The organism is Candidatus Nitrosopumilus sp. (genome assembly GCF_028278985.1).
Lineage (GTDB): Archaea > Thermoproteota > Nitrososphaeria > Nitrososphaerales > Nitrosopumilaceae > Nitrosopumilus.
The window spans coordinates 71,030-96,333 of record NZ_JANQTA010000004.1; the positions used below are offsets into that span (position 1 = coordinate 71,030).

The 25,304-nt window shown below is 35.6% G+C and carries 28 protein-coding genes; 15 read left to right on the forward strand and 13 right to left on the reverse strand.

Annotated elements, in window-relative coordinates; genetic code table 11:
• The first annotated feature begins 229 nt into the window (after window positions 1-229).
• Window positions 230-4,672 carry a PKD domain-containing protein gene (locus Q0941_RS02810; RefSeq protein WP_299291141.1) on the forward strand — a complete coding sequence of 1,481 codons (4,443 nt, stop codon included), beginning with the start codon at window positions 230-232 and terminating at the stop codon, window positions 4,670-4,672.
• 1,223 nt (window positions 4,673-5,895) lie between these two features.
• On the opposite strand, the gene Q0941_RS02815 is transcribed toward Q0941_RS02810, so the two are convergent.
• The 3 genes from Q0941_RS02815 to Q0941_RS02825 form a co-directional block, all read right to left on the reverse strand.
• Window positions 5,896-6,345, reverse strand: coding sequence for a universal stress protein (locus Q0941_RS02815; RefSeq protein WP_299291143.1), 450 nt, complete (start codon window positions 6,343-6,345; stop codon window positions 5,896-5,898).
• Window positions 6,346-6,613: 268 nt separating this feature from the next.
• Window positions 6,614-7,156: a hypothetical protein gene (locus tag Q0941_RS02820; RefSeq protein WP_299291145.1), complete on the reverse strand. Its 543-nt coding sequence runs from the start codon at window positions 7,154-7,156 to the stop codon at window positions 6,614-6,616.
• A gap of 305 nt (window positions 7,157-7,461) precedes the next feature.
• Window positions 7,462-7,614, reverse strand: coding sequence for a hypothetical protein (locus Q0941_RS02825; RefSeq protein ID WP_299291147.1), 153 nt, complete (start codon window positions 7,612-7,614; stop codon window positions 7,462-7,464).
• A 100-nt stretch (window positions 7,615-7,714) separates the two neighbouring features.
• Here Q0941_RS02825 and Q0941_RS02830 point away from each other — a divergent pair, with 100 nt between their 5' ends.
• The gene (locus Q0941_RS02830; protein WP_299291149.1) at window positions 7,715-7,864 is read left to right on the forward strand and encodes a hypothetical protein; all 150 of its coding nucleotides are present in this window, start codon (window positions 7,715-7,717) and stop codon (window positions 7,862-7,864) included.
• A 168-nt stretch (window positions 7,865-8,032) separates the two neighbouring features.
• Here the strand turns inward: Q0941_RS02830 and Q0941_RS02835 are convergent, their stop codons facing one another.
• From Q0941_RS02835 to Q0941_RS02845, 4 genes are all read right to left on the reverse strand, one after another.
• A complete protein-coding gene (locus Q0941_RS02835) occupies window positions 8,033-8,182 on the reverse strand; it encodes a hypothetical protein (protein ID WP_299291152.1) in 150 nt (49 codons plus the stop codon).
• Window positions 8,183-8,429: 247 nt separating this feature from the next.
• Window positions 8,430-8,564, reverse strand: coding sequence for a universal stress protein (locus Q0941_RS10425; protein ID WP_367277464.1), 135 nt, complete (start codon window positions 8,562-8,564; stop codon window positions 8,430-8,432).
• Window positions 8,557-8,859: a universal stress protein gene (locus tag Q0941_RS02840; protein WP_299291154.1), complete on the reverse strand. Its 303-nt coding sequence runs from the start codon at window positions 8,857-8,859 to the stop codon at window positions 8,557-8,559. Before Q0941_RS02840 ends, Q0941_RS10425 begins: the two co-directional genes overlap by 8 nt.
• 25 nt (window positions 8,860-8,884) lie before the next feature.
• Complete coding sequence (locus tag Q0941_RS02845) at window positions 8,885-9,307, reverse strand: universal stress protein (RefSeq protein WP_299291156.1); 423 nt, start codon at window positions 9,305-9,307, stop codon at window positions 8,885-8,887.
• Window positions 9,308-9,835: 528 nt separating this feature from the next.
• Here Q0941_RS02845 and Q0941_RS02850 point away from each other — a divergent pair.
• Window positions 9,836-10,363, forward strand: a complete 528-nt coding sequence (locus Q0941_RS02850; RefSeq protein ID WP_299291158.1) for a hypothetical protein — start codon at window positions 9,836-9,838, stop codon at window positions 10,361-10,363.
• A gap of 409 nt (window positions 10,364-10,772) precedes the next feature.
• Here the strand turns inward: Q0941_RS02850 and Q0941_RS02855 are convergent, their stop codons facing one another.
• The gene (locus tag Q0941_RS02855; RefSeq protein ID WP_299291159.1) at window positions 10,773-10,967 is read right to left on the reverse strand and encodes a hypothetical protein; all 195 of its coding nucleotides are present in this window, start codon (window positions 10,965-10,967) and stop codon (window positions 10,773-10,775) included.
• A gap of 191 nt (window positions 10,968-11,158) precedes the next feature.
• Between Q0941_RS02855 and Q0941_RS02860 the strand changes: the two genes are divergently transcribed.
• From Q0941_RS02860 to Q0941_RS02905, 10 genes are all read left to right on the forward strand, one after another.
• Entirely contained in the window at window positions 11,159-11,626 is a 468-nt protein-coding gene (locus tag Q0941_RS02860; RefSeq protein WP_299291161.1) for a universal stress protein, read from the forward strand.
• 2 nt (window positions 11,627-11,628) lie between these two features.
• Complete coding sequence (locus Q0941_RS02865) at window positions 11,629-11,829, forward strand: hypothetical protein (RefSeq protein ID WP_299291163.1); 201 nt, start codon at window positions 11,629-11,631, stop codon at window positions 11,827-11,829.
• Entirely contained in the window at window positions 11,829-13,244 is a 1,416-nt protein-coding gene (locus Q0941_RS02870; RefSeq protein WP_299291165.1) for an SLC13 family permease, read from the forward strand. Before Q0941_RS02865 ends, Q0941_RS02870 begins: the two co-directional genes overlap by 1 nt.
• Complete coding sequence (locus Q0941_RS02875) at window positions 13,241-13,564, forward strand: hypothetical protein (RefSeq protein WP_299291167.1); 324 nt, start codon at window positions 13,241-13,243, stop codon at window positions 13,562-13,564. Before Q0941_RS02870 ends, Q0941_RS02875 begins: the two co-directional genes overlap by 4 nt.
• Before the next feature lie 49 nt (window positions 13,565-13,613).
• Window positions 13,614-14,030: a hypothetical protein gene (locus tag Q0941_RS02880; RefSeq protein WP_299291169.1), complete on the forward strand. Its 417-nt coding sequence runs from the start codon at window positions 13,614-13,616 to the stop codon at window positions 14,028-14,030.
• Between the two features lie 550 nt (window positions 14,031-14,580).
• Window positions 14,581-15,429, forward strand: a complete 849-nt coding sequence (locus tag Q0941_RS02885; RefSeq protein WP_299291171.1) for a transcription initiation factor IIB — start codon at window positions 14,581-14,583, stop codon at window positions 15,427-15,429.
• Window positions 15,430-15,639: 210 nt separating this feature from the next.
• Window positions 15,640-16,608 (forward strand): lysylphosphatidylglycerol synthase transmembrane domain-containing protein, encoded by a 969-nt coding sequence (locus Q0941_RS02890; RefSeq protein ID WP_299291173.1) that lies wholly within the window; start codon window positions 15,640-15,642, stop codon window positions 16,606-16,608.
• A 69-nt stretch (window positions 16,609-16,677) separates the two neighbouring features.
• Complete coding sequence (locus Q0941_RS02895) at window positions 16,678-17,334, forward strand: Kazal-type serine protease inhibitor family protein (protein WP_299291175.1); 657 nt, start codon at window positions 16,678-16,680, stop codon at window positions 17,332-17,334.
• A gap of 66 nt (window positions 17,335-17,400) precedes the next feature.
• A complete protein-coding gene (locus tag Q0941_RS02900; protein ID WP_299291177.1) occupies window positions 17,401-17,781 on the forward strand; it encodes a DUF6659 family protein in 381 nt (126 codons plus the stop codon).
• Between the two features lie 113 nt (window positions 17,782-17,894).
• Complete coding sequence (locus Q0941_RS02905) at window positions 17,895-18,035, forward strand: DUF6659 family protein (protein WP_299291179.1); 141 nt, start codon at window positions 17,895-17,897, stop codon at window positions 18,033-18,035.
• A gap of 123 nt (window positions 18,036-18,158) precedes the next feature.
• On the opposite strand, the gene Q0941_RS02910 is transcribed toward Q0941_RS02905, so the two are convergent.
• Together Q0941_RS02910 and Q0941_RS02915 are read right to left on the reverse strand one after the other, a co-directional pair.
• Window positions 18,159-18,299, reverse strand: a complete 141-nt coding sequence (locus Q0941_RS02910; protein WP_299291181.1) for a hypothetical protein — start codon at window positions 18,297-18,299, stop codon at window positions 18,159-18,161.
• A 1,083-nt stretch (window positions 18,300-19,382) separates the two neighbouring features.
• Window positions 19,383-19,949, reverse strand: coding sequence for a trans-aconitate 2-methyltransferase (locus tag Q0941_RS02915; RefSeq protein WP_299291183.1), 567 nt, complete (start codon window positions 19,947-19,949; stop codon window positions 19,383-19,385).
• 938 nt (window positions 19,950-20,887) lie between these two features.
• Between Q0941_RS02915 and Q0941_RS02920 the strand changes: the two genes are divergently transcribed.
• A complete protein-coding gene (locus tag Q0941_RS02920; protein ID WP_299291185.1) occupies window positions 20,888-21,748 on the forward strand; it encodes a matrixin family metalloprotease in 861 nt (286 codons plus the stop codon).
• 667 nt (window positions 21,749-22,415) lie between these two features.
• Complete coding sequence (locus Q0941_RS02925; RefSeq protein WP_299291187.1) at window positions 22,416-23,312, forward strand: transcription initiation factor IIB; 897 nt, start codon at window positions 22,416-22,418, stop codon at window positions 23,310-23,312.
• A 111-nt stretch (window positions 23,313-23,423) separates the two neighbouring features.
• Here Q0941_RS02925 and Q0941_RS02930 read toward each other — a convergent pair whose 3' ends face one another.
• From Q0941_RS02930 to Q0941_RS02940, 3 genes are all read right to left on the reverse strand, one after another.
• Window positions 23,424-23,957 (reverse strand): ferredoxin family protein, encoded by a 534-nt coding sequence (locus Q0941_RS02930; RefSeq protein WP_299291189.1) that lies wholly within the window; start codon window positions 23,955-23,957, stop codon window positions 23,424-23,426.
• Window positions 23,958-24,278: 321 nt separating this feature from the next.
• A complete protein-coding gene (locus Q0941_RS02935) occupies window positions 24,279-24,593 on the reverse strand; it encodes a hypothetical protein (protein WP_299291191.1) in 315 nt (104 codons plus the stop codon).
• A gap of 17 nt (window positions 24,594-24,610) precedes the next feature.
• On the reverse strand, window positions 24,611-25,304 hold a 694-nt coding region (locus tag Q0941_RS02940; protein ID WP_299291193.1), incomplete at its 5' end, for a SufD family Fe-S cluster assembly protein.

The following is a 25,304-nucleotide window of genomic DNA, read 5'->3' on the forward strand; positions in this document are numbered from 1 at the left end:
TCATGATTGGTTCAAGTCTCTGAGGAATCATTCTGAAAAATTATTTGTATTTTCATTCCAAGTTTTTAGAATGTGATCGGATTTTTTACTTTTGACTAAATACAGTGTTCATAATCTTGTATGTGTCATATTGATCGCTAACATCTGATCATCTTTAATTATCATAATCAATGCGATGATCCTAGGTATGCATGGTCGTGGATTATTGTTAGGGGTGTTGTTTAGTCTTTTGTTAACTGGATTTTCATTTTCACAACAGGCATTTGCTGTTGATAGCGATGCAGATGGACTAGATGATTCTGATGAAACTTCAATTTATGCCACTGATCCTTTTGATGATGACACTGATGATGATGGAATACTTGATGGCACAGAAGTTAACATTCATGGCACTGATCCACTAAATTCTGATTCAGATGGGGATGGGTTGACTGATGGTGTAGAAGTTGGTCTTGCATCTCCACAAGGTGCTGATTCTGACCCTGGCGTGTTTGTGCCAGATGCTGACGCTGGTGCAACAACAACTAATCCTCTTTCTACAGACACTGATGGTGGAGGATTGCCTGATGGCGATGAGGATCTAAATGCTAATGGTATTGTAGATGCAGGAGAGACTGATCCAAATAACCCTGTAGATGATGTACCTTCAAACATTGCCCCTGTTGTTGATGCAGGTTCTGGAGATACAATTGACGAAGGCGATACATTTTCTTACTCAGGTTCATTTGCAGATCCTGATGCAGATTCTTGGACTGCAACTGTAGATTATGGCGATGGTTCTGGAATACAACCGCTTGTCTTAATTGGAAAAACATTTGAACTTGATCATGTCTATTCTCAAGACAACAATTCTCTTAATGCAGGGCTTCCATTCGAGGTAAAAGTTTCAGTTGATGATGGATCTGATATTGTTGTTGAAACAGCTCTTGTAACTGTAAACAATGTGCTTCCTGTAGTAGAACCGATTCCAAATCTTACTATAGATGAAGGCGATTCTATTTCAATTCCTGATGTTTCTTTTATTGATCCTGGAAGCGATGTTTGGACTGCAAGTGTGATTTGGGGCGATTCTGATTTTGAAGACCTCGTAATTGATTCTGTTAACAAGGAATTTGATCTTAATCATACATTTCTAAGTGATGGCCACTTTATCGTAACAATTACCATTACTGATGGTCCTGGAGTTGACACTGATGGGGATGGAATTCCTGATAGCACTACAACCAGTGCAGAGTTTGTTGTTACTGTCAACAATGTCACGCCTACACTTACTCCTGGTACCGATGGCACCATCAATGAGGGAGACTTGTTTTCAACTACTGGCTCATTTGTTGATCCTGGAGAAGATCCTTGGGTGGTTTCAGTAGATTTTGGTGACGGAACTGGAACATCAAACGTCGGGTTTGAATCTGACAAAACGTTCTTGCTTGAACATGTCTATGACAATGATGGGGTCTATGATGTTACTGTAACAGTTGATGATGGCGCCGATTCTGTTTTTGGCAAATTTAGTGTAACAGTAGACAATGTTGCACCAACAGTTGATGCAGGGAATGATGTGACAATTGACGAAGGTGACTTGTTTTCATCCTTGGGATCTTTTTCAGATCCTGGAAGTGAAATTCCAACAATAACTGTAGATTATGGAGATGGATCTGGACCACAAGTTGTAGTTCCAAATCCTGACGGCTCAATTGATCTTAGTCATGTCTATTCTAATGATGGAGTGTATACTGTAATGGTTTCTGCTAATGATGGTTTATCTTCAAGTTCTGATACTGGAACTGTAACTGTTGAAAATGTTCTTCCAATAGTTGGTGTTGATGACAAAACAGTAGGTGATAATAAGGACTTTACAGCAACCGGTTCCTTTTCAGATCCTGGTAATGACTCTTGGAGTGCAACAGTTGATTACGGTGACGGAACAGGAGTGCAACCACTTGCATTAAATCCTGACATGACATTCTCTTTGGCAAATAATTATCTCTCAAATGGTGCATACTCTGTAACTGTTGCCGTTAGCGATGATGACGGCAGTGGCGTTTCATCATTTGATGTTGGCGTCTTTGTAAGTACATCTGGTCCGGGAAGTGGTCTGGTGTCTCCACCTGATGTCTTTGCCTCATTTAGTGGTGATGCCACATTTACTACAACTGATCAGGACATCTGGAGTCCTTCAAATGACGGTTCTGCAAGTTGGGACTTGTTTACTCCTCAGTCATGGGATGAAAGTGATGGTGCAAGTGACTATGTGACTCTGGCCAAAAAGAAATTGGGTGGAGGAATTAGTGCAGGAACAAGCGGACACTTGAGCATGTCTGCAGGTACTGAAAACCTTGAGGGAACAGTAGATGTGTATTATCCAGGTGATGTTGAAATTGAACATCTAGATGCAAATACATTCTTGGCAGGTGAAAGTGTTCCAATTAGTTCTCAATGGACTTTAGATTCTGCAAATGCAAACATTGATTCTTCATCAAAAGGCGACCTTACAATGTTCTTTGATATGGGATTGAAGGAATTCATTGATACCGATGTGTGTCTGTTGTTTGGATGTGCTGACTTGTTTGCAATTCCAGACATTGATTTTGACACAGGAAAGACTACCATGTTTAGTTTTGATGCTGCTGGAACAACAAATGTTGTTCCAGACTTTGTATCAAACGCATTGATTGGGACTGCCGCAACTTTTGGTCCTGTGTCAGTAGAGGTTGAGGATGTATCAGTAAAACCTTCAGGAGAAGTTGTTGGGTTTGGTTCCAATACGTTCTCTTCAATGGTAATTGATATTGACAAAGTTTACACAAATCTGAAATGTCTAGCAGCTGGAATTCCTCCACTTCCAATAGTCTGTCCATCATTTGGAGCATCTGTTCCAGTTCCAGGAGCAAAATTATCTTATGACTTCTTTGATGCAAAGTCTGACATTGACTTTATTGCAAACCAAGAACTTAGATTCAACACTGGAATTCTAACAAAATTAGATTTCAGCAGTCCTGTTGAGGGAGTGACTGGTTCTGTAGTTGACGTTGACGTTGATGGTTCTGGCCAAGTAACTTCAGTGATTTTCAGCGAAAACAGTGAAATCAACGTTGTGTTTCCACAAGGAAGAACAGAGCCAATTGTTGTTACTCCGACAATCTTGCTTGATTCAGACAAGACTACTCTTTCACAGTTTACTGAAGTCAGCACTGAAAGTGATGTCACTATGAAATCACTTGAGGCATTTTTGGAAGTTCCTGGATTTACTGTCGTGCCTCCAATTCCTGTCTACAATCCTGTTCCACATTATTCTGACTGTCACTGTCATGGATTCCTCTGCTCAGGATTCCATTGCCATCACGGTCCACACTTCCACAAGATCAGCGAAACTCCTGCAGTGGTGTTTGATGGCAAATTCATTACCCTCCCAGCAGTATGGAACAGCGGTCCACAGGGAGAGCAAGAAAGAAACGATGTAATCTCTGATGACACGTTTGCCCTTGGAGGATTCAATACAGTGCAACTTGCAAGCTTTGAGTTAGACCCAGAAGTTCCACCAACTGCAGTATTTGGAGGCCCATATGTTGTCCATGAGGGCTCTACAATCATGCTTGATGGTTCTGCCTCATTTGATGTTGATCTTCCTGTTCAGCCACTGACCTATTCCTGGGATTTGGATGATGATGGTACTTTTGAGACTCCTGGTGAGACAGTTGAATTTACAGATACAGCAGATGGACCTGCAACACCTACTGTTTCATTACAAGTATGTGACGAACATAATTGTACAGTTGATTCAGGAATAGTTCAAGTTCAAAACGTTGCTCCAACTGTTGAAGCTGGAAATGATCAAGAGGCTGTAATTCATGATTTGGTCAAGCTTGATCCTTCTACATTTACAGATCCTGGATTTGACTGTGCAGTGTGCTCTACATATGAAGACTTTGTTGGAACTGCCAATTGGGGCGAAGGAAGTGACACATCACTAATCATTGATGAAACCCCTGGAAGTCTTGGAGTGTTGACTGAAGGCGCTGCATCTGAAAGTCATATCTATCGTTTACCTGGCAAATATGCCGTAACTGTAACTATTGATGATGATGACGCAGGAACAAGCAGTGACACATTTATCGCAACAGTCCTTGGCGCTCAAGACCTAAAGAACAGAGTTCTAACAACGCTTGAACCATTTGAATCAGAATCAAAAGACGTTAGAGATACAATCAAAAAGATTGAGAAGAGTCTTGAGATAAAACTATGGGAGGATGAGGTGAATCTAAATGATAAGAAAGGAGATAAAGTCTTTGATGAGGAAAAGAGTGCTGTAAAGAAACTTCTCAAAATTATAAATCCTGACGAGGATGACGATGACGATGATGATGACAACAAGAAGACACCAAGTCCTGAACTAAAGACAGCAGCTCATTTTGGTATTGATACTCTGGTAAATGCTGACAGGGTATTGACCATTACTGCAATGTTGGAGGCTGAAAACACACCGGTAACAAATCCAAAAGACCAAAAGAAAGTAGACAAAGAAATTACAAAATCTGCTGAAGACTTTGCAAAGGGTGATTCATTTCGTGATACAGGAAAGCCTGACAAGGCAATAGATAGTTACAAGAAAGCATGGGAACATGCAATGAAAGCCATCAAACATGCACTAGACAAGCCTGATGATGACGACTAGTCATCAAAACTAATTTTCAAGCCTTTTTTACCAATTTTTGTTCTCAAAACATAGCTGATCCCCCTGGAGTTGAATCCTTACAGACCCAAATCGAAATAGAAGCAAACTTAGATTAAATCTAAATCAAGTGGAAAACCAAGACATTATTTTCTAAAAAATTCTTAGCCAATATGCACAAAACAGAAGTTGGTCTGTGAATCAACAATTTTGTCCAAAACTGGTTCAAGCCTTGCTAGACTTGATTCCAAATTTTCGGTTTGAGAAAAGAATTGGGTGAGAAACTAGATGAATAAGCAAATAATTTGGTTTCTCACCCATGGACGTTAGATGATTTTGATACACACATAGAGATTAAAACAAAATTGGTACATTTGAAGATAGTACTAGTATAAATTAAAAACAAAAAATTATTTTTTAGAACTTTGAATTTGTGATATTCAAACCCAATCAATTGTTTGAAATTTCTAAAAAAACGGTCTAAAAATTATAGACCTGATTCGTAAATGCATAACCAGCGTTTATGCTCTCTGAATTGAAAGTCTGTCTTAAACATACTTCCACAAACACATCTGTATTTTTTTTCTATTTGGAGGACTTCCATGAATCTATTTTGTGAAAATAGTATTTCATAATGGTGTATTCATTGTGTTGCATTGTGTTGCTACCTGTATATCTATCAGAAAGAGAAATTTTTATGATATTAGATGATGATCAAGAAAGTTCCAACTAGAACTGGTTGAAAAAGCAACATCTAGTTCTAAGGAGCAAATAGAAAATGGGATACATGTGTAAAGGTGTCTGTCACCTAAACAAAGCAAGACCTCTTCGCAATTCTTTGCGATATCTCAACAATCATCGTTTTTGTTCATTCTGTTCTAATTATTTTGAATCCGAATACATCCGTTGTCCTTGTTGCCATACTCTTCTAAGAACAACCCCTAAACGCAAAAAACCAAGACAGTTTTTTTAAAACAACTTAGAATGAATATGTTTATGATCTAATGTGTGGAAGTGTGATAATTCCAAATTCATCATGTTGAATCCGATATCTAAGCCAATACTTGCACAATAGTATTTGGCGTAAAGCAAATGAAAATTTAGACAATATTTTCTAAAAAATTCTTAATTGATAGATTTTGGTTCAATCTGATGAGATTCAAACCCAGAAATGGTCCAAGTCTTCTAGATTAGGCTCAAATTTTAAAAAATAAAGAGAGATTTTCTCATTTTACAATCATTACAGAACAGTGTGATTTTTGACTGACCCCTTGCGAGATGCTTCCAAGTAATATTTTTTCCAAACCTGTTTTTCCATGTGCACCCATGACGACAAGATCCATTTTGTGTGATTTTGCAAAAGATGAGATTTCATTTGTTGCTGAAATTACTGGAATAATTTTATGCTTTATTGATAGATCTGTTTTCTTTTTTACAGGTTCTATCATTTTGGAAATTTTTTCTTCAGCTGCTTTTTCTTCTTTTTTCATTTTTGGAGACGATGCACTTGCATCATGATACCATGTTCCGCGATAGGCTGGCTTTGTAATGCATGTCAATACAGTAATGTTTGAATTATATTTTTTTGCAATGTCCACTGCTACATCAAAAGCACGAAATGCATTTTTTGAACCGTCATAGGGAACTAAAATATCTTTAAAAATTGTAGATGCCAATCTATTTTTCACTCCTAAGATATTCGTACACATTTTTATTATAAATTATTTCTGAACATTTTTCAATATTGTTCTGGTTTATTCTTTTCATAAAAGAAATATTGATTTTTTCATATTAAAAAAAAACATTATTGTAAACCTAGTGGTAATTTTTAAAACATTTACATTAATTTGGCATCATGTAACATAGTTATTCAGACTCTTCAGTTTATCAAAACTTCTGAAAATATTTTCTGTTTAAACAAAAAACAGGATATGTTACAAAAGATCAAATCTTTCGTGACATTTCTGATGCTAGTTGGACCTCTTCAGTTACTTCAAATGCTGTTAGTAGTTCTAACTCCAAATCAGGATGAGACATGATGATCTTGTTTATGCCAATCTCAAATCCCCCTGCTGGAGGGTGTAGCAGCCATTTGAATTGTCCTTTTTCATCCAATTCAGTAGGTATGGCATAGATGATCTCTCCTTGAGGTCCAATCAAAGACATGGTTGCAGGTTTGTGGTCTGCACGAACATCCATTGCACCACTGACAAACACTGTCTCGTATGATTTTATGCTAGTATCATATGTATGGACATAGTCAGTTTGTGCGTATGCAGGACTAATCATTTGCAAAATACTGAGTTCTGAAGCGGATTCTTCAGAATTTACTCTAATTTGCGGTCTGTCTACTGGTGATTTGCTATTTTCCTCAACCATTGCAATCAACATGCTTGCTATCATCAGAATTAACGATGCAATAAAGACTATTTTGAAATAATCTCCTACACTTGTTTGTTTGCTGAATCGTGTGTTTCTATGTTTCATGACAGTATTACGTCATAATTTTATTTTAATTCATGGAAAACAATGTCACACAATGTGTTGCTGTTGTATTCGAAGATGTCTCATCTAACAAAGGCCAAATTTGAGATTTGTTCCTAATTTATTGTCCTGTCTCTTGTAACTTCAGTACATTGCTTAGTAGGATCTAATGCACGTCTTGAACATTCTGTACTGCAATAATCACTTGCACGGTTATCAAATTTAGTCCCACAACATTTGCATTGAGAAATTCTTTTTTCCAAATTCTACCTCGCAGTTAGTTTTTCAATTTCACAGAATAAATTATGCTAATCTCCACCTGCATCGCATGCACACGACTGAAATTCATCAATTCTGGAACCACAAAGTGGACATTTTTCATTGTATTCTATTTCCCAAGATTCTTTTCCATAAATTAACAAATGATCATTGATTTCGATTGGGATGTCTGGTCTTTTCATGAGTATTTTTTTCAATAATTACAGATATACTAGTAGCAACACAATGTAATACTACTCATTTATGAGCGATCTTCCCTTTACTTTCCTTGAGGTGAAAAAAATGAAATCTCTAATAATGTACAAACCAAAACACACAAGATACGTTAGTCTTAGAAACACAATAATTTTTGCTGCATATACTTCTGCATTGGGCATAATGGTAGGAATGGTATATGCAGGTCTCTACCTACATAAAATTTCATGTAGGTAAACCCTTTTTCCCCTTTGCCCATTTTTCTAAATTCAAAATCATTGAATAATTTGCTATTGCAATTAAAATAGAAACTAGCTTCTAAATCTGTCACAATTTATGCCTAAATCACTTACAAAACTATGGTTTGTTGGAATAATGCATGTTAAATAAAAAACAAGAAAGATGCTAACTTATTGTTCCGCTAGCAACAAGAAAAGCACCTATTCCTATTCCCATCACAGCTCCAATTCCCATGCATAATAGATCAAATTTCACTACTTTCTTGAATGGAGCGTGAACCATTTTGTCCCATGTTGAAATTTGTTGTGTTTTCATAATAGTAGATATTTCAAAATGACATAAATTAACTGCGAATTCTTTGTGTTGCATTGTGTTGCTACTAGTATATCTGTAATGATGACCATAATCAATTATGAAAAAATTGGAGGTGACCATGGAATATTAAATACTAAAGCCTAGTTTTTATTTTTTATATTAATAATACCACCATACACCATTTAATAATGGAACAATTTATTCTCAAAAACATTCCATTTTATTTTATTCATAGATTTGAAAAATTTTATTTTACTAGTATGATGGGAAGTTTAGTGTTTTGAATAACTCCATACGCAACACTTCCTAGAACTAGTTTTTGAAGACCTGTTATTCCATAGGAACCAATTACAATAAGATCAATTTTGTTCGGATTAGCAATATCTCAATATTCCATTTGGAATTGAAGAATCAAATTCTACATCAAAATCCAATTGAACTTTTTTGTCTTGTGCAATTTGCATTAACCTGTTGATGGTTTTCGTTGAAAAATCATCCTCGTTTAGAATCTCTTGAATTATTTTTTTATCAAGAGAGAGATTTTTTGGTTTTTTATGTAATATCGTAAGAAGCATAATTTGAGAATTGAATTTTGGTGCCATCTCGATTGCCTTTTTGAATGCTTTTCCTGACTGCAGAGATCCGTCAAATGGAACAAGAATTTTCTTAAAAGTCATTAAATTCTACCTTAACATACTCAAGTCATTTAACCAACAAAACAGGCATTTTTGCCTTGTTCAGTACATAGTCTGATGCACTTCCAACAAAAATTTTCTTTAGCTTACTGGTTCCACGAGCTCCTATTACTAACATGTAAAACGAATAGGAATTGGCAAATTTCACAATATCATAACCTGGATCAGATCCATAGACTAGCTTATACTCAAGAGGAATGTCTTTTTTCTTACATTTTTCAACGGCCGGATCAATAATGTTCTTTTTAATACCTTTCATAATTTTTTCATTAACCACTTTTTTTGAGGCGCCAATAACGATTGAAGGAGAGGCAGTCACAACATGAAAAAGGAAAAGTGAAACATTTTCATGTTTTGCAATCTCAACTGCTTTGGAGAGCCCCCTAAAGGAATTTGGGGATCCATCTATTGGTACCCGAATTTTTTTCATACTGTCTATTGGTTCTTTTGAAATATTAAACTGATGAAAACAATGTCCCACAATGTATTGCTAGTGTTTTATCAATCATGCATGCATACTAATTTTGAGGTGAAAAATTGAAACTAAATGAACAACCAAGAGAAAGAAAAAAATCAGAGCAGTTTGATTTCAAATGTGTTCACTATGATTTGAACAGAACACGGTAGTTAAAAATTTGTAGATATAATCATAGAAAGATATTCTTCTATGGTTAATTTCAACAAAAGGTATTTGAATTGGTTATGAAATCGTCCTGTACTCTTTATCTAGAATTCATGTAGGTTTGATGAATTTAATAAATCTCACTAGATGTATTCTTGATCATCAAATACTGGTTGTCAATAACCATGCGTAGGATTTTGAGAACACCAAAAAATAACAATTTGCAACTTATCTATTTTGCTGAAATTGTATGAATTTTGAATCTAAAATTTTTGCAACTGAATATATTCAAAAATTATCAAAAGGTTTAACATCTATTAAACTTGATATTTTTTTGTGAAAAAAAAGCAGAGTCAAACAATAACATTCCGATTAGATCCTGAGCTTATTGAAGAAATTAAAAAAGACGCAGAATTAGAAAAGATTAACGTAAATTCACTAGTCACAAAAATCCTTGCCAATCATATCTTGTGGGAAAGATACGAGCGTAAATTGGGATTACTGCCAATGACCAAGCCTTTTGTTCAATACTCTATTAACAAAATGAGTGATGAAGAAATTATCCAACTTGCAGAAGAAGTAGAAAAAGACACGTTTTCAGATATATTGAATTTTATGAAAGGTGAATACTCTATAGAGGAATTTATCGAAATTATAAGATCTTGGCTATATGTGGCATGGATGCAACACGATGTAAATTCTGACAAATCATGGTACATTTTGAAGATCAACCATGATCTGGGAGAAAAATGGTCATTGTATGTCAAGACACTCATCACTGAGTTGTTTCATGACATTGTTCAAAAAAGCTTGGATGTACAATCTACAAAAAATAGAATCACATTCAAATTTCCAAAAGATTAGTAATTAAGAATACTATACATTAAACAATCTTACAGATAATCAAAAATTTGCTGAAAATAACTAAAAGATAGATTTTATTCTTTTGTTTACATTGTGTTGCTACCAGTATAATCATTATGTTGTGCAAGTAATGCCATGAGAAGAAAAAAAGAATTTGAAAAATGGAGGTGGGATTAATGGCTCAGATGTGCAAAGGACTATGCCAAACTCTAAAATCCATTCCAATTCCAAATAGTCTTCGATATAAAATCGGACAAAAATGGTGTTCATTATGTGCGGTATTTCTGTTTTCAGAGGAAGTAAAATGCCCTTGTTGCAAAACCCGGATGAGATCAAAACCGCGTAAAAAGAAAATCACTCTTTGATTTTTTTAAAAATTTTTTAATAGAAAATGATACTAGATGGCAACCTAGTATCGAGATTTGTTAATAGTGGCAATCTTTTTTTGTGATCTGGGTTCTTTGAATTTTGTAGCCTGTTTGGCTACCTTGCCTGCAATTTTGAGTATTTTGCCACTTTTCATTGCTACAGTGGAAAGTACAGCCCGCATTTTCTGTTCTTTCCTTTGTGCCTCAATTTCTGTCTGGCTTAGCTTTCGTCTCATGGGATAAAATAGTCAAAAAAGCTATTTGATATTCGTGTATTCATTGTGTTGCATTGTGTTGCTATCTGTATATTTGGAATAATTTTCTTTTTGAATCATGAAAGTAAGATTGTTTGATAGTACTAGATCTGGAATTCTTTTACGACATTTCACATACTATTTTAATTGCGAAATTAGAGGAGTCATTATCAATGTATGAAAAAATCTTAGTACCACATGCAGGCTCTCCTGCAGGGGACAAAGCCCTTGAGCATGCTGGTCAAATTGCAAGTACAAATAATTCGGCACTTACTATTTTACACGTAGTTGAACATATTCCAATCCCTCCATCATTATCTCTGAGTGGAGAAAAAAAACAATTTGCCCAAGATTTAAAGAAAGCACGAGGAGAGATGAAAACACAAATGCACATATTGTTAGAATCAAAAGCAGTAAAACTTCGCAAAAAAGGAATTCCTACCAGCATCAAAGTTGTTCATGGTTATCCAGATGAGGAGATTATTCGTATTGCAAATGAAGGAAAATATGACATGGTAATAATGGCAAAAAGAAAGAAACTATCTGGAGTAAAAGGCATCTTGAAACTTGGCAGTATTTCAAGAAAAGTACTTGAGAAAATCTTTTGTCCTGTATTGTTGATAGACGGAGAAAAAAAATAATCATGTATCAAAGATTGATAGAAAGAGTTGGTTCTACTGGTAAGGTAATTGAGGATTATGGCGGATACGAGATAATTGTAACAGATAACAAAGAGTTTCCATGGTTTGATGTTTTTAATTTATTAGTTGAAAATGGATTCCAAATCTGGATAGTAAAAGAGAATGATCATTTACAGATAATGTCAAAGCCTGAGGTTAATTGATGATAAAAAATCAGTACCTGTATCCAATCATCCTAGCTGCCATTGCAATTACTGTTAGTTTTGCTGGATTAAACACTGCACAGATTGCTTCTGTAACTGTTTTTGCATCTTTAATTGTAGGAACTCTACTATTTTGGAGATTTAGGCTTGCATTTGCTCTAGTTGGAATAGCTGTCATGTTGGGATTAGGACTACTTGATACAGATACCATGATTGAGTTTGCAGGATTTGATATGATCTTATTTTTGGTAGGAATGATGATAGTTGTTGGTTTTCTAGAAGAGAAAAAATTCTTTGAGCATCTTCTAGGAAAAATCATGAAAGGGGTTGGAAAGAATCCAATCAAATTAGTTGTTGTTTTGATGTTAATGTCTGCACTATTTGCTGCACTTGTAGATGAAGTTACATCAATTTTGTTTATGACTGCTACTGTCTTGCATCTTACAGGAAAGCTCAGAATCAGTGCTATTCCATTAGTTATGATGACAGTATTTGCAACAAACATTGGAAGCAGTGCTACCGTAGTTGGTAATCCTGTTGGTGTCTTGATTGCAATGAGGGCAGATCTTACATTCATGGAATTTCTTAGATGGGCCACTCCTGTCTCAATTGCCGGTCTGGCTGTGGCAGTACCACTAAGCTTGCTTTACTTTAGAAAATACATTCATCAGATGGGAGTTGCATTAAAAGGACAATCTGATGGAAAGGCTACTGACGAATCTGAATCTCTTCTCTTGGAGGAAACCTCAGATGACTCCAAAGAAAAACAGGACTTTAGAATTCCTTGGATAATATTCATAGGAACAATTGCAGCCCTTGTTGCACACAGTCCAATGGAGGAGGCACTTGGATTAGAGAAAAATGTGCTTCTTCCCGGAGTAGCTTTTGCAGCTGCAGGAATTGTACTATTCCTTAATCACAACAAGGCACGAGAGCTAGTAGAACGAAGAGTTGACTGGTGGACGCTGGCATTCTTCATCTTCTTGTTTGCATCAGTTGGAACAATGAAAATGTTGGGTGTCACAACAGTTCTGGCACAGGGAATGTATGACATTAGCGGAAATGATGAATCCGTATTGTATTTCATTTTTGTTCCCATAACAAGCATCTTAAGTGCGTTAATGGATAACGTCTTGGCAGTGGCTACATTCATTCCGGTAGTTCATGAATTTGGAGAAATGGGTGTACACAACTACCCGTTCTGGTGGGGAATGCTGTTTAGTGGAACATTTTTTGGCAATCTCACTCTAATTGGCAGTACTGCAAATATTGTCGCAATAGGAATGCTTGAAAGACGCAAACGTGGTCACATTACACTCAAAGAATGGATTAAACCGGGTGCAGTAATCTCAGTACCAACCATGATTCTTGCAGGAATTCTGGTATATCTTCAAATTCCTCTGATGCCCGTATGAAAATATTGGTTATCGTATTATTTGGAATTTTATTTTTAGCATTATCTAATACAAGTTTTGCTGAAATCTTTGAAGTAAAACATCTTAAGACAATCAAAATGGAATATTCTCCAAATTGGTACAGTTATAACTTTGCAATATGTGCAAACCAAACTAACATTCCTCCATTTGAAATAAGAGTTGTATCTGATTTTGAACAAATAACAATTGTATATGATAAAACGATCTCTAACGGTAATTGTGTATCTTTTGGTGCTATGATTCATTCAAACAATGCTGATTCAATTTATACAGAAATAGTGACCTCACCTACAAATTAATTCCTAAATGTAACTCAAAGGTTTTTAGTCAAAACAAACCAATGTACGCATGGCTGAATCAAAGACCAAACCTGATAAAATTTCTTTATGTGACATTATGAAAAATAACACCTCAGACATAATTCAAAGCATGGAGTGCCAAATGCCCGTAATTGTACAAAAATACTCTGATCTTTATACTCAATACCTGCACATGCTTGATGATGCTAGTAGTGCATGTTATGTTGCAGAAAAAGAATTTTTTGATAAGTTAAATATTGATCAAGGAGTTTTAAGACAGATCCAAGAATTTTCTGAAACCATGAAAAAAAACCATATACAGAACGTAGAAATGTCCACTAAAATGTTTGATGCGTATGTCAAAATGCGAATTTCTACGATAAAGTCTTTTGACACTTATTTGCATATTTTAGGCAATATTTACGCACAAAATTATGCAACTTACAGAAAATTCCTTCAGAACTAACCTCTGCTTGCATTTTGATAAATCTAATGATTTGTTTGCTGAGACTTGTCGCTTAGGAACAAATAGCAACACAATGTAACACAATGAATACACGAATATCAAATAGTTTTTTTGACTACAGTACTGTATGCAAGTCGTTCAGAAACAAAGAATACACAAATGTGTATGCGGAAACGCGTTTGATTCAGACGTGGAATTACGAGAACATAAAAGATGGTTGTGCATCTATGACAGCTCCATCTAATTTCTTTTTTTCTAACGTCTTATTTTTTTGAATTTTGCAACACATTGCAACACAAATAATACATTCATTATTTATTTCACAAAATGTAATCTATTATATGAATAAAGAAGTACAAATAACAAAAAAAAATCATGACATTAAATTTTTAGTTATTATTGGTGGTTTGATAGTTGTTAAAGGAATTGCATCTCTTATGTTGGTTGGATGACAATTAGCTCACTCTAATTTCCACGTTGTATAAATTTACCAAGTGTATATGGATATCAAATGTTAACACAAATACATCAAACTTGCAATCATAAAATTTTGATATCTGACGAAAATGCAGGTGAAAAAATTTGCAAAACCTGTGGACAAGTTGTGGTTCAAAATATGGTGGATTATTCCACTGATGGATTTACAGATAATTCACAAAATGTTAGAGTGGGGCCAAAATCAACTTTAACTATTCATGATGGTGGCCTATCTACTATTATCGCTAAATCTAATTTTGACTCTAGCGGGAAACCCATTTCGCACAAATTCAAAGGTCAGTTAAACAGAATGCGCATATGGGATTCTAGGAGCAGGACTGGGTCCACTTCCAACCGAAGTTTGATGGTTGCACTATCTGAGATTGGAAAACTAAAAGAAAAAATGTCCTTATCTGATGCCATAGTAGAGCGATCTGGGTATTTTTATCGAAAAGCAGTAGAGAAAAAATTGATTCGTGGCAGAACAGTAAAAGCAGTTGCAGGAGCATGTGTATATGCAGCCTGCAGAGATCTGGGGACTAGCAGAACCATCAAAGAAATTGCTAAGCAGATTCATGAACGACAAAATACCATAGCTAAGGCATATCGTCTTCTTTTTCAGAAACTATGCCTTGAAGTTCAAATATCTGATCCTACATCTAGCATTGTGCGTTATTGCAACAATCTAAAAACACCTGAAACTATCAAACGTGATGCATTATTAATTTTGGACAAATTAAAAGCAACGGGAGTTGTTGCAGGCAAGAAACCTAATTCTGTAGCCGCCACTGTAATTTACATGGCATGCATCAAAAACAACAAAAACATATCTCAATCTAAAATCTCAAAGACGTCAGGAATTACAGAAATTACAATTAGAACTAGACTCAAAGAGTTTACCCAATACGTATCATTAAATTAGTAATGCATACTTTTATCCCACAATTTTTCTTGCAATTTTATCGTGGCAAATACATTTACAAAAATTGTAAAAATGACCATCATGCATTTCCGTACAATTTGCACAATCTAAGCCTTCAGCCAATACGAACAATAGCCTTTTTCAATATTCCTATTTTTACCCTGTAAATAAAATGGGCTTATTAAGATCATTATCTCTAGAGATATGGAAATGAAATCAATAATGGAAATAATTAAACAAAAATGGCTGTTAATAGTTGCAACAACAATAGTTTTCTATGTTGCATTAATCTTAATTTCTGACGTTAGTGAAATTTTTGAATCTTTTTCAAAAATCAGAGTTGAGTTGTTATTGGCAATCTTCTTTATAGGATTTGCATCTCATATAGTCAAAAGTTTACGCCAAAAGCAATTTTTGATTATGCTAGAGGAAAAAATCCCTTTTTACAAAAACTTGCTTGTCTATTTAGCCGGCCTATCTTTGGTGGCAACCCCTGGAGGCATAGGAGTTTTTCTTAAATCCGTATATCTCAAAAAAGGATTCCAAATTTCTGCAGAAAAATCGTTTTCTGTGATTTTTTTAGAACGCTATCATGATTTGCTTGCTGGAACCTCAATAATTTTTGTTGGGATATTATTTTATTTTGAATGGATATCTGCACTTTTGGTATTTTTTTGTTCTCTGTTGCTTGCAGTACTTTATGTTGTACTGAAAAATAAGAGATTTTTTAGCTTCATAAATGCCCAAGTATCTAAAATTAAATTTCTATCTGAAGGCCTATCAAATATTGAGCCTGGTAGATCTTTTGCAATTCTAACAAAACCAAAAAACATGGCAACAGGTTGGATGCTAAGTGTAGCTGGTTGGAGTTTGGATGCATTGGCAGTATACATCGTTTTTCTGTCCCTAAATGTAGATCTGGGATATTTGTTGACATCTCAAATTCATTTTACTGCTTTAGGATATGGTGTATTGTCAATGCTTCCTGCAGGAATAGGCGTTAATGAAGGAATGGCTGACTTTTTACTTGTTAGGCAAGGTCTTGAACTTGCAGTTGCTTCATCAGTTGTAATCATGATGAGACTATCCACAGTTTGGTTTGCAACAATTATCGGACTGGTTTGTACGCGTATAGTCTTAAAACAAAATATTGGTACAAGCCACCCACAACCAACATGAGCAACTTATGCTGAGTCCAAAAAACAAACCACAGCAAATGTAATTAATCAAAAACATTCAATATCTTGCATGTATGGTATTCTTTCATTTGTCTTCATGCTGTTATCTGTTGGAATACTATTTGGTTTTTCTGTAAATGCTGAAGTAAATGAAATAACAAAAATTCAGTTTGGTGCTGAATCAAAAAATAATATTTCTCACATTCCTTACAATAACATATGTGCCCCAGGATTTGTTGCGCTTGAAAACATTTGTGTATTAAATGACCGCTGCGGTCCAGGAATTTATCCAGGAAAAATATGTGAGGTTAATGGAGTCCCGGAGCCATATTTGAGGCCACTGCAACAAAAGCATGCTGGAATCTCTGTAGATGGTATCATCTGTGCTGAGAATAGAGCTCTGCTGTTTAGAGAATATAGCACTGCCCCATATTGTGTTTTTCCAGAATCAGTTGGCAAATTAAGAGATAGGGGATGGCAAGAAGATATTCCGGTAATTGCTTGCACTCTTGAATTTTCCCCTGTATGTGGACTAGATGGTTTAACATACAACAATCAATGCAAATTAAAAAATGCCCAAATGATTCAGGCATATTCTGGCCAATGTAGTAATTCAAAAATTACAAATTTTGAAGAATGCGTTTCTGCGGGAAATCTTGTCAAAAAAACATTTCCACGACAATGTGCGACCGATGACGGCAAGAACTTTGTAGAGTCCATTAACTAAAACCATTCATTTCAAATGGATGCTAAAAAGTGAATTGTATTTATTTTGCAACGTTTAATGCTATTTGTGTCTTCTGAAATTGAAAACTTGGAAACTGCATGTCAAAAAGTTCTCTCTATGCCTCAGATTAGATTTGCTGGCGTATTAAATAAAATGGGAAGAAAGATTGCAGGCGGCTTTAGAGACGGCGTTGAATCTCTTTTGCCTGACAAGGAAAATCAGACAATGTATGTACAACTAATGCTGGACTATATGATGAGAAAAGACTTTGATGAAAAATTAGGCACTATTGACTATATTGTTTCTAGACGTACCAATCTTACAATGATAAGCATTCCTACAAAAGACTATCTTGTTCTAATCTCTGCTCACAGAGATTCCAATGCTCAAGATATTGTCAGAGAAGTAAATTCTGCCTTCATCACATTACCTGATATCAAACCATGAGATTTTTAAAAATTTATTTTGGAAAATGAGTCTGAAATAAATAAAGAAGAATTAAAGGACTATGGAGAAAACGCTCAAAGATATTAGAAGATCCTGAAATTCTTTTTGCAGGTTTGTTTGATGGATTAGACTCTCTTTTGGCTGGAGGATACAAATCTGGTGCTTGTTCTAGACTAACTGATGAGCAGCATCAAAGTGTGTGCTCTGAGCTAGCATCTCGTGTTACCAAAAGAAAAAATTTAATTCTGAATTAGGATTGGCTAAATGTTCTGCATCAAGACCAGATCGTGTTGTAATTATGATACTTCTAACTCTTTTAAATCCTAATCCTGAAAAGAATTTTCATCTCTCATTCCATCAATTCCCATTTATCATGACTAAAGTGACTTTCGCAAAAGATCATTTATCATCTTTGAGAAACTTATGTTGTTTTTCGAATTCTTTATCATCTTTGCTTGAAGATCTCTAAGTTTCTTGTATGTGGAATAATCAATTACAAAAGTTACACGTCTTGCCATGTTTCAATCAAGTATTTTTGCTGATGGATAAAACCAAATTCCTGTGTAGTTGTCGAGAGTTTTTCTCAATCAGGACGTATTCTTGTTTTAATTTCTGCACATCTTTTTGAAGAAAATAAATTTCTTCACAGAATCTTTCAAAGATCTCTGCCTTGGACATTAATGCATAAGTAGATGGCTGGGTTGATGTAAAACCTCCTTTTTGAAATATTTCTAATTCAGTAGACGTGTAATGGCACCTCTCTGATGAATCTACCTGTTTTCATACTTTACTATAGCAAAAGTAACTGATATACTAGTAGCAACACAATGCAACACAAATAATTCTCAACACACCCATGAATTTTTTAACCAATCAAGCTTGATAAATTAATTCAAATGAATGGCATGAGGAAATAAATTTGTTGAAAATCAATGCTAAGAACAAAACCACGTCGTAAAACAAAGAAGATATAATTTGACATGTGTTATTGAAGTATTATTCAAATGTGACAAATTATTCTGATTAAAACAATCCGTTGAAATTCAAGTAATGCCCAGATAATTGGGCAAATATGATTGCAACATGCTCTAGATGTAAGAGTCATTTACGCTCTCTCATAGTGTATCATATCTACTTCAAATGGGACTTTTACCTTTTAAGGGGGAATTGCTATGTGTTAATTGCAGCAAATCTTCATGAGCTGTTCTTGGATTCATTATAGACAAACATACCAAGCTCGTTTAGTTTGTCTACACTACTTGTTAGATATGTGATACCTCAATTTCTTGTATGCAAGTCAGCAAGAGTTAGGCCTATTTTTTAGATGTCTAATGCTGATTTGTATGATACTTTTTCTGATCTTGCCAAATTGATCTCACCAAATAGTGTTGCAAATTCAACGATCCATTTTAGAACTTTTTACAACCATTAATGATCAAACCGTACAACTGCGTCGTGCTTTCCCCAGACTGTATGTGCTCTTGTTACGGTTTTTTCATCTCAATTTCTCTTAAGGGGGATTTTTTGATTGGCTGAACTCTCATTTTGGAATGAAAACCTAAGTTTTTCTCAAATTTTTTATTTCCAATAAAGGTTTAACACTATACAGATTTGCTTAATACCACATAGATGGAATCCTCTTTTTCCATCTCAGTGTATACTTTCATTTCCAAAATATCAAAACTATCTCCGATAATTTGCTTCAACTCATCAATCTGATATCTTGTAAATAACATCCCATCGAAGTTTTCATCTTCGTCTCCTTTCCAAAATGAATGAAAAATTATGCCATTTGGATTGAGAATTTTTGCTTGTCTCTGAATAGACTTTTTCAACTCTTCTCTTGGCAAATGATGTAACACTTTGTTAGAATAAATACAATCAAAAGTCCTTTCAGTATCAAGAGTTGCTGCATCAAGTTTTAGGAGATCCGATTCAGGATTTTCCTTTTTGTATCTGTCTAAGAACACTTGAGAATAATCCGAACCTGTAACAGTGAAAGTTTTGCTTAGAATGTCTAAATCCTTCCCAGGCCCCATCCCTAATTCCAAAACTGTGGATTTTTTAGGCAAATATTCTTGTAAAATCTTGATTAATTCTGTGCCGTCATAGCCTTCAGCGATTTTGATGTATTCGTCTACGCCTTTTTCTGTATCAAAAAATCCCATCAAATTGAATTTGTTGCTTATGCGTTTATCTTTATCTCCAGAAGTGGTTCGAGCCCTTAAAGATTAGAATCTAAAATCTATTTTTTAGACCTTTTTTCTGGTTCTCCCCATTCGTATTGGGTATGTCCAGAATGCTTGTCGTCAACTCTTGACCAATCAAATTTTGAAATTTTTGCAGTTTTCATGCAAACAAGAAGTCCTTATCGCATTTAATATGCTAGTAAGCATTGTCTTGCAATGCACCCACATTCTGTATGATTGTGCCTAAATCCATCCGTTTTGAACTCCAAAGGAATATCTGAATCCCTGTGGAATTGAACCGTTAATGTTCTTATGGACATACTTCTTTTCAGTTCAAATCTCATTCATACTCTGTTATTGAGAAATAGTATTGTTCTGCGAATCTACAATTTTTCCAAAACTGATCCAAGCCTATTTATTCTAAAATTCCCGTATTTGTTAATTTTCATGCATGGCTTTTGTGAGTGGTTTGTAATTATAATTTGTGACTTGGATCTCTTTAATAACAACTTTTCATATAATATGGGGGTATGAACATAGTTGTGTTTGACAGAGATGACACGCTGTCAAAGTCATTTGGGATCTTTCTTGAATCATACGGATATCATGTGATGGTATCTGACAAGTTCCAAACAGCTATTTCGCTTGCATGCTCTTTTAAAACAGACATATTCATTTCAGAATACCTAGAAGATGATCCTGAGTTTCTTAACCATCTGAAAACAATAAAGCAAGACAAACCGGACCTTGATATAATAATCTTAACTTGTTCTAAAGTCAGTCCAAAACAGATACATGACCTAGGTATACCCATGATCTTTGAGAAACCCATAACGCCAACATTGCTACTGGACATAATCAGTAAGAAAAAGCACAAGAATAGTGTGCAAGAAATTTTTCAATAGGGGACCATCTTTTTGAGTGATAACAAAGACTCTAGGCAAAACGTAAATGAAAAACAAAAAGAACTATTGCAAAATGCAACATTAAGGCATTTAATAAAACATAATCTCAAAAAGGGTCAGAATACAAAGCTAATCATAGTTTGTCTAGCTATAGTGGGTTCGTTAGGAACTGTCGGATTCTTTACATTTTCAAACAATGATGTAGTCCAAAATGAGCCAGAGCATATGAAAACAATGTTACGAGTACAAAACCTTAGGGGTGACACAGTATCAACTTGGGCTGCATGGAAGATTCTTGAGGAAGATCTGTTCCATGTGCATGTTGTTGATTCTGCTTATGCAACCAAAGAAAGACAGGATGCAATTCTTGATACGATCATGTCCTTAGAGAAAATTGAGATAGACGATTCCCTGTTGCACAAGGGTCCTAAAGGTACGACATCAACATATTACATGGGATGGTATGGCGCATTAAACAGCATCAACAATACAACATTACACCCTATCCCCAAGAATCTGCATTTTCATGTTACAGACAAAGGGGAAGGCGACATTCTGATAGAACTCAACAATATGCCGCATCCTGAGGGAATTTCAGGCTATACAACCACTGTAATTGATGAAAACTCACATCAGATACTAAAGGCTCACATCACAATATACAACGTAGAGAAACTGAGCATGCCTCAGCTAAAAACTATAGTGCGGCACGAACTGGGCCACGGTTTTGGATTGGGGCATTCTACTGCACCTGAGGATTTGATGGCCCCGCAAATAACTACTGCATACCCATACATATCCGAATGTGCTCTGGATACGATAGAGGCATTGTACAACGACCTTGGAACGGACGAGGTAATGTGCAAAAAATGACATACGAATTTTCAGAACGTAGAAGAGAGAATAGGGCAACAAACTAGTTTACAAATTTTACTCAAGGGACTATCTTGGTAGATGTATCTATTGCTGAATTAGTTTGGGATTTTTTTTAAAAAAAATAAAATTAGTTGCGGCGTATTTGTGCTTCCAGAACCATGTTATTCATGTCTATTATCATGCATGCAGGATGCATAATTTTTTCAGCCATTATTCCGCACGTATGACAAAACAGTCTTGTTGGCTCGTTGCAAAACTTGCATCTGTGTTCAACTTCTAATTTTGAATCGCATACATTGCAATGTTTGTTGTTCATTACACAGTCAAAACAAATTATACTAAAAAACAATTCTAAAATTAGAAACAGCTAATTAGTCCAAACTATTTTTTCTGGATTCATGAAATAAAAACAGAAAACAGTTAGCTTCCTCTAATTAGACCAGTCTAATTTTCATGTTGCTTAAATCTTTGAACAACGATATAGATGCAATGATGGTTGATTCGTGCATAAAGTACGGAACAGGAATGGAAGTTGAAAAAAACTGTAGCGTCTGTCTAAATCATATTCCGTTTTTTTACACTAGCTATGGGCACATAAACATGAGCACACACATTGCCAATGCAGTATGTCTGTACTTTCAGTAGATACTCACGGAGATGCAAAATGACCTCTTCCTGTTCCCAAAAACCGTTTGGCTGCATGCACGTTTCGTCAGTATTTGATGATGTTAAAGGGGAGATGGTTTGCAAAAATTGCGGGCAAGTACTCGAACAAAATACAATTGATCTATCACATGATGGATTTTCTGAGAACGTACCAAATTCCAGAACAGGGCCTAGAATAACCAATAGAATCCATGATGGTGGACTATCTACGGTCATGGGAAGTTCAAATTATGATGCCAGTGGCAATCCAGTTCCCTTGAAACTCAGAAAATCATACAGTCGAATGAGAACATGGGACTCAAGAAGCAAGACAGGCTCATCTGGCAACAAGAATCTGATTGTTGCATTAAATGAGATGGAAAAACTGAGAAATAAGATGGCTTTGTCGGATGCCATCGTTGAGCGAGCCTCATACTTGTACAGGAAGGCTCTTGAGCACAACCTTGTACAGGGCAGATCAGTTAGGAGTATGACTGGGGCGTGTATTTATGCATCATGCAGAGAACTTGAAACGGTTAGGACTCTAACAGATATTTCAAAGCATCTCCAGGAAAAAAAGAGTTCTGTTTCAAGAAGTTACAGGATTCTGTCCAGAAGCATGGACCTTGATATGCCCGTTGCCGATCCTGTCAACAGCATTATAAAATTCTCAAACAATTTGGAACTCCCTGAAAAAATAAAGAGAGATGCAATAGAAATATTCAATTCTTTGAAGAAGAAGAAGATCATAGCAGGAAAAAAGCCTGATTCAGTTGCAGCTGTAACCATATACATGGCATGTCTTCTTAACAACAAAGAGATCTCTCAATTAAGAATATCCAGAATCTCTGGAATCAGTAATGTAACCATTCGAAATAGATTAAAGGAATTCAAAAAGCATGTTCCTTTGATTTAGATTAGATAGCCTGGATTTTGTTCTTGGGATGTTGATGTAAACAAGTCGGCTTGCACAAATAATTTCTTGTTTGCAGCTATGGGACGTTGGATTCAAATAAAAAAATAATGATTAGTCATGAGCATGTGGGTTTGTCCCAGACTCTATTTTGACATAAGTTCCTGCTGCCTTTTCATGTGCCTCAAGATTTCCCTGATCAACCTTGATTGCCTGTGGAGGACAAACCGAAACACATGCCATACACCATATGCAATCTGACTCTCGTATAGGATCTGCTTTATCGGTATAGTCTTTTCTCTCATCCTTGGCAGAACTTCCGGTGCCCTCAAACGATTGGTCTATGGCATCTTTTGCAGGAATGTCTTTTTCAGTTCTGAACCACTGGAATACCTGAACCGGACATGCTTCGATACATGCGCCATCAGCTACACAAGAGTCCCAGTCAACTGCAACCATTGTGCCGCTAACACCCAATGGGACTTGCTCTTCTCCACGAGCCGCGTATGCTTTCTTGACATCCTCGTTCTTGAATGCCTCTCCGTCAGATTTTCCTGGCCCCCAAACCCAGTGAAAACTCTCAGCATTTGTGTTTGTAATCTTTCCAATAGGTTTTAGCCCCTCTGGAAAATTTTCTGCAATTGGCATAGAATACTTAGCGTTGAATTATTATTTAAAATGCTGTGAAATTAGTTTCAACTAACAAAAACAATCTGTTCAAATCAAGTCAACTGTTCTTCTGTTGGAAAATATCTTATTCTGTAAATCTGAATGTGTTGTCTTTTTCTTTTTTGTATTTGAGGTTTTTTGTTTCAAGAAAACTTTCAATTGTACCGTTCCATTTCCTTATGCTTTGGTACTTTGGTCTTTTTTCACTTTTGATTACTTCGCAATCAATATAGTCTACATACCAATACTCAAAATCAGATTCCGTTTTTGTTTGTATCCAAAGACTAGTCATTATGTTTGTCATCTGGAATTTTCTTTTGTCAGCAAGACAGTGTCACCAACAATTTTTACATCTGTGATCTTCTGATTGCATTCCACTACCTGTTGGATAAAGTCTGCAAACTTTTCTGTCTGAGTTACGTCTCTTAGCATTATGCAGTGTGCAGATCTGTCAAGTAAAGATACTACTACTTCGTTTTCATAAACGCTTAGTATGTCTTTGATGAACACCTGCCTGTCTTTGTTTTGAAAAATCATGCTAGACATCTTTTGTGCTTCGTATTTGTCAAGACAACATACTTGTATGTTTGTCAGAGTCTTTTGACCGTCCGTCATTTCAACTCAAAGGAAAACTAACCTACAGAGTCATCCATCTCTAGTTTGATGAGTCTGTTTAGTTCGACTGCATATTCCATTGGTAATTCTTTTGTGAATGGCTCCATGAAACCATTGACAATTAAGGACAAGGCTTCTTCTTCAGAAAATCCCCTGCTCATAAGATAGAATATTTGCTCATCTCCAATTTTACCAACTGTTGCTTCGTGAGTAATTGTTGCATCTTCCTGGTTGATTTCCATGTATGGATAGGTATCAGTTTTTGATGTATCATCCAATAGCAGAGCGTCACACCGTACTGTTGCTTTGACATTTGTTGCACCTTTGCCCACCTTTAAGAGTCCGCGATATGTAGAACGTCCATCTAATCTGCTAACAGATTTTGATGTAATTTTGGATGTAGTATTTGGTGCCAAGTGAACCATTTTAGCGCCAGTGTCTTGATGTTGTCCTTTTCCTGCAAATGCAATAGAAAGAGTTTCACCATATGCACGTTCGCCCATTAGGTAAATACCTGGGTACTTCATTGTTAGTTTACTTCCAATGTTTCCATCAATCCATTCAACAGTTGCACCTTCGTATGCGTAGGCGCGTTTGGTAACTAAGTTATAGACATCATTACTCCAATTTTGAATTGTAGTGTATCTTAGATGTGCATCTTTGTGTGCAACAAGTTCTACAACTGCAGAGTGAAGAGATTCAGATGAATAA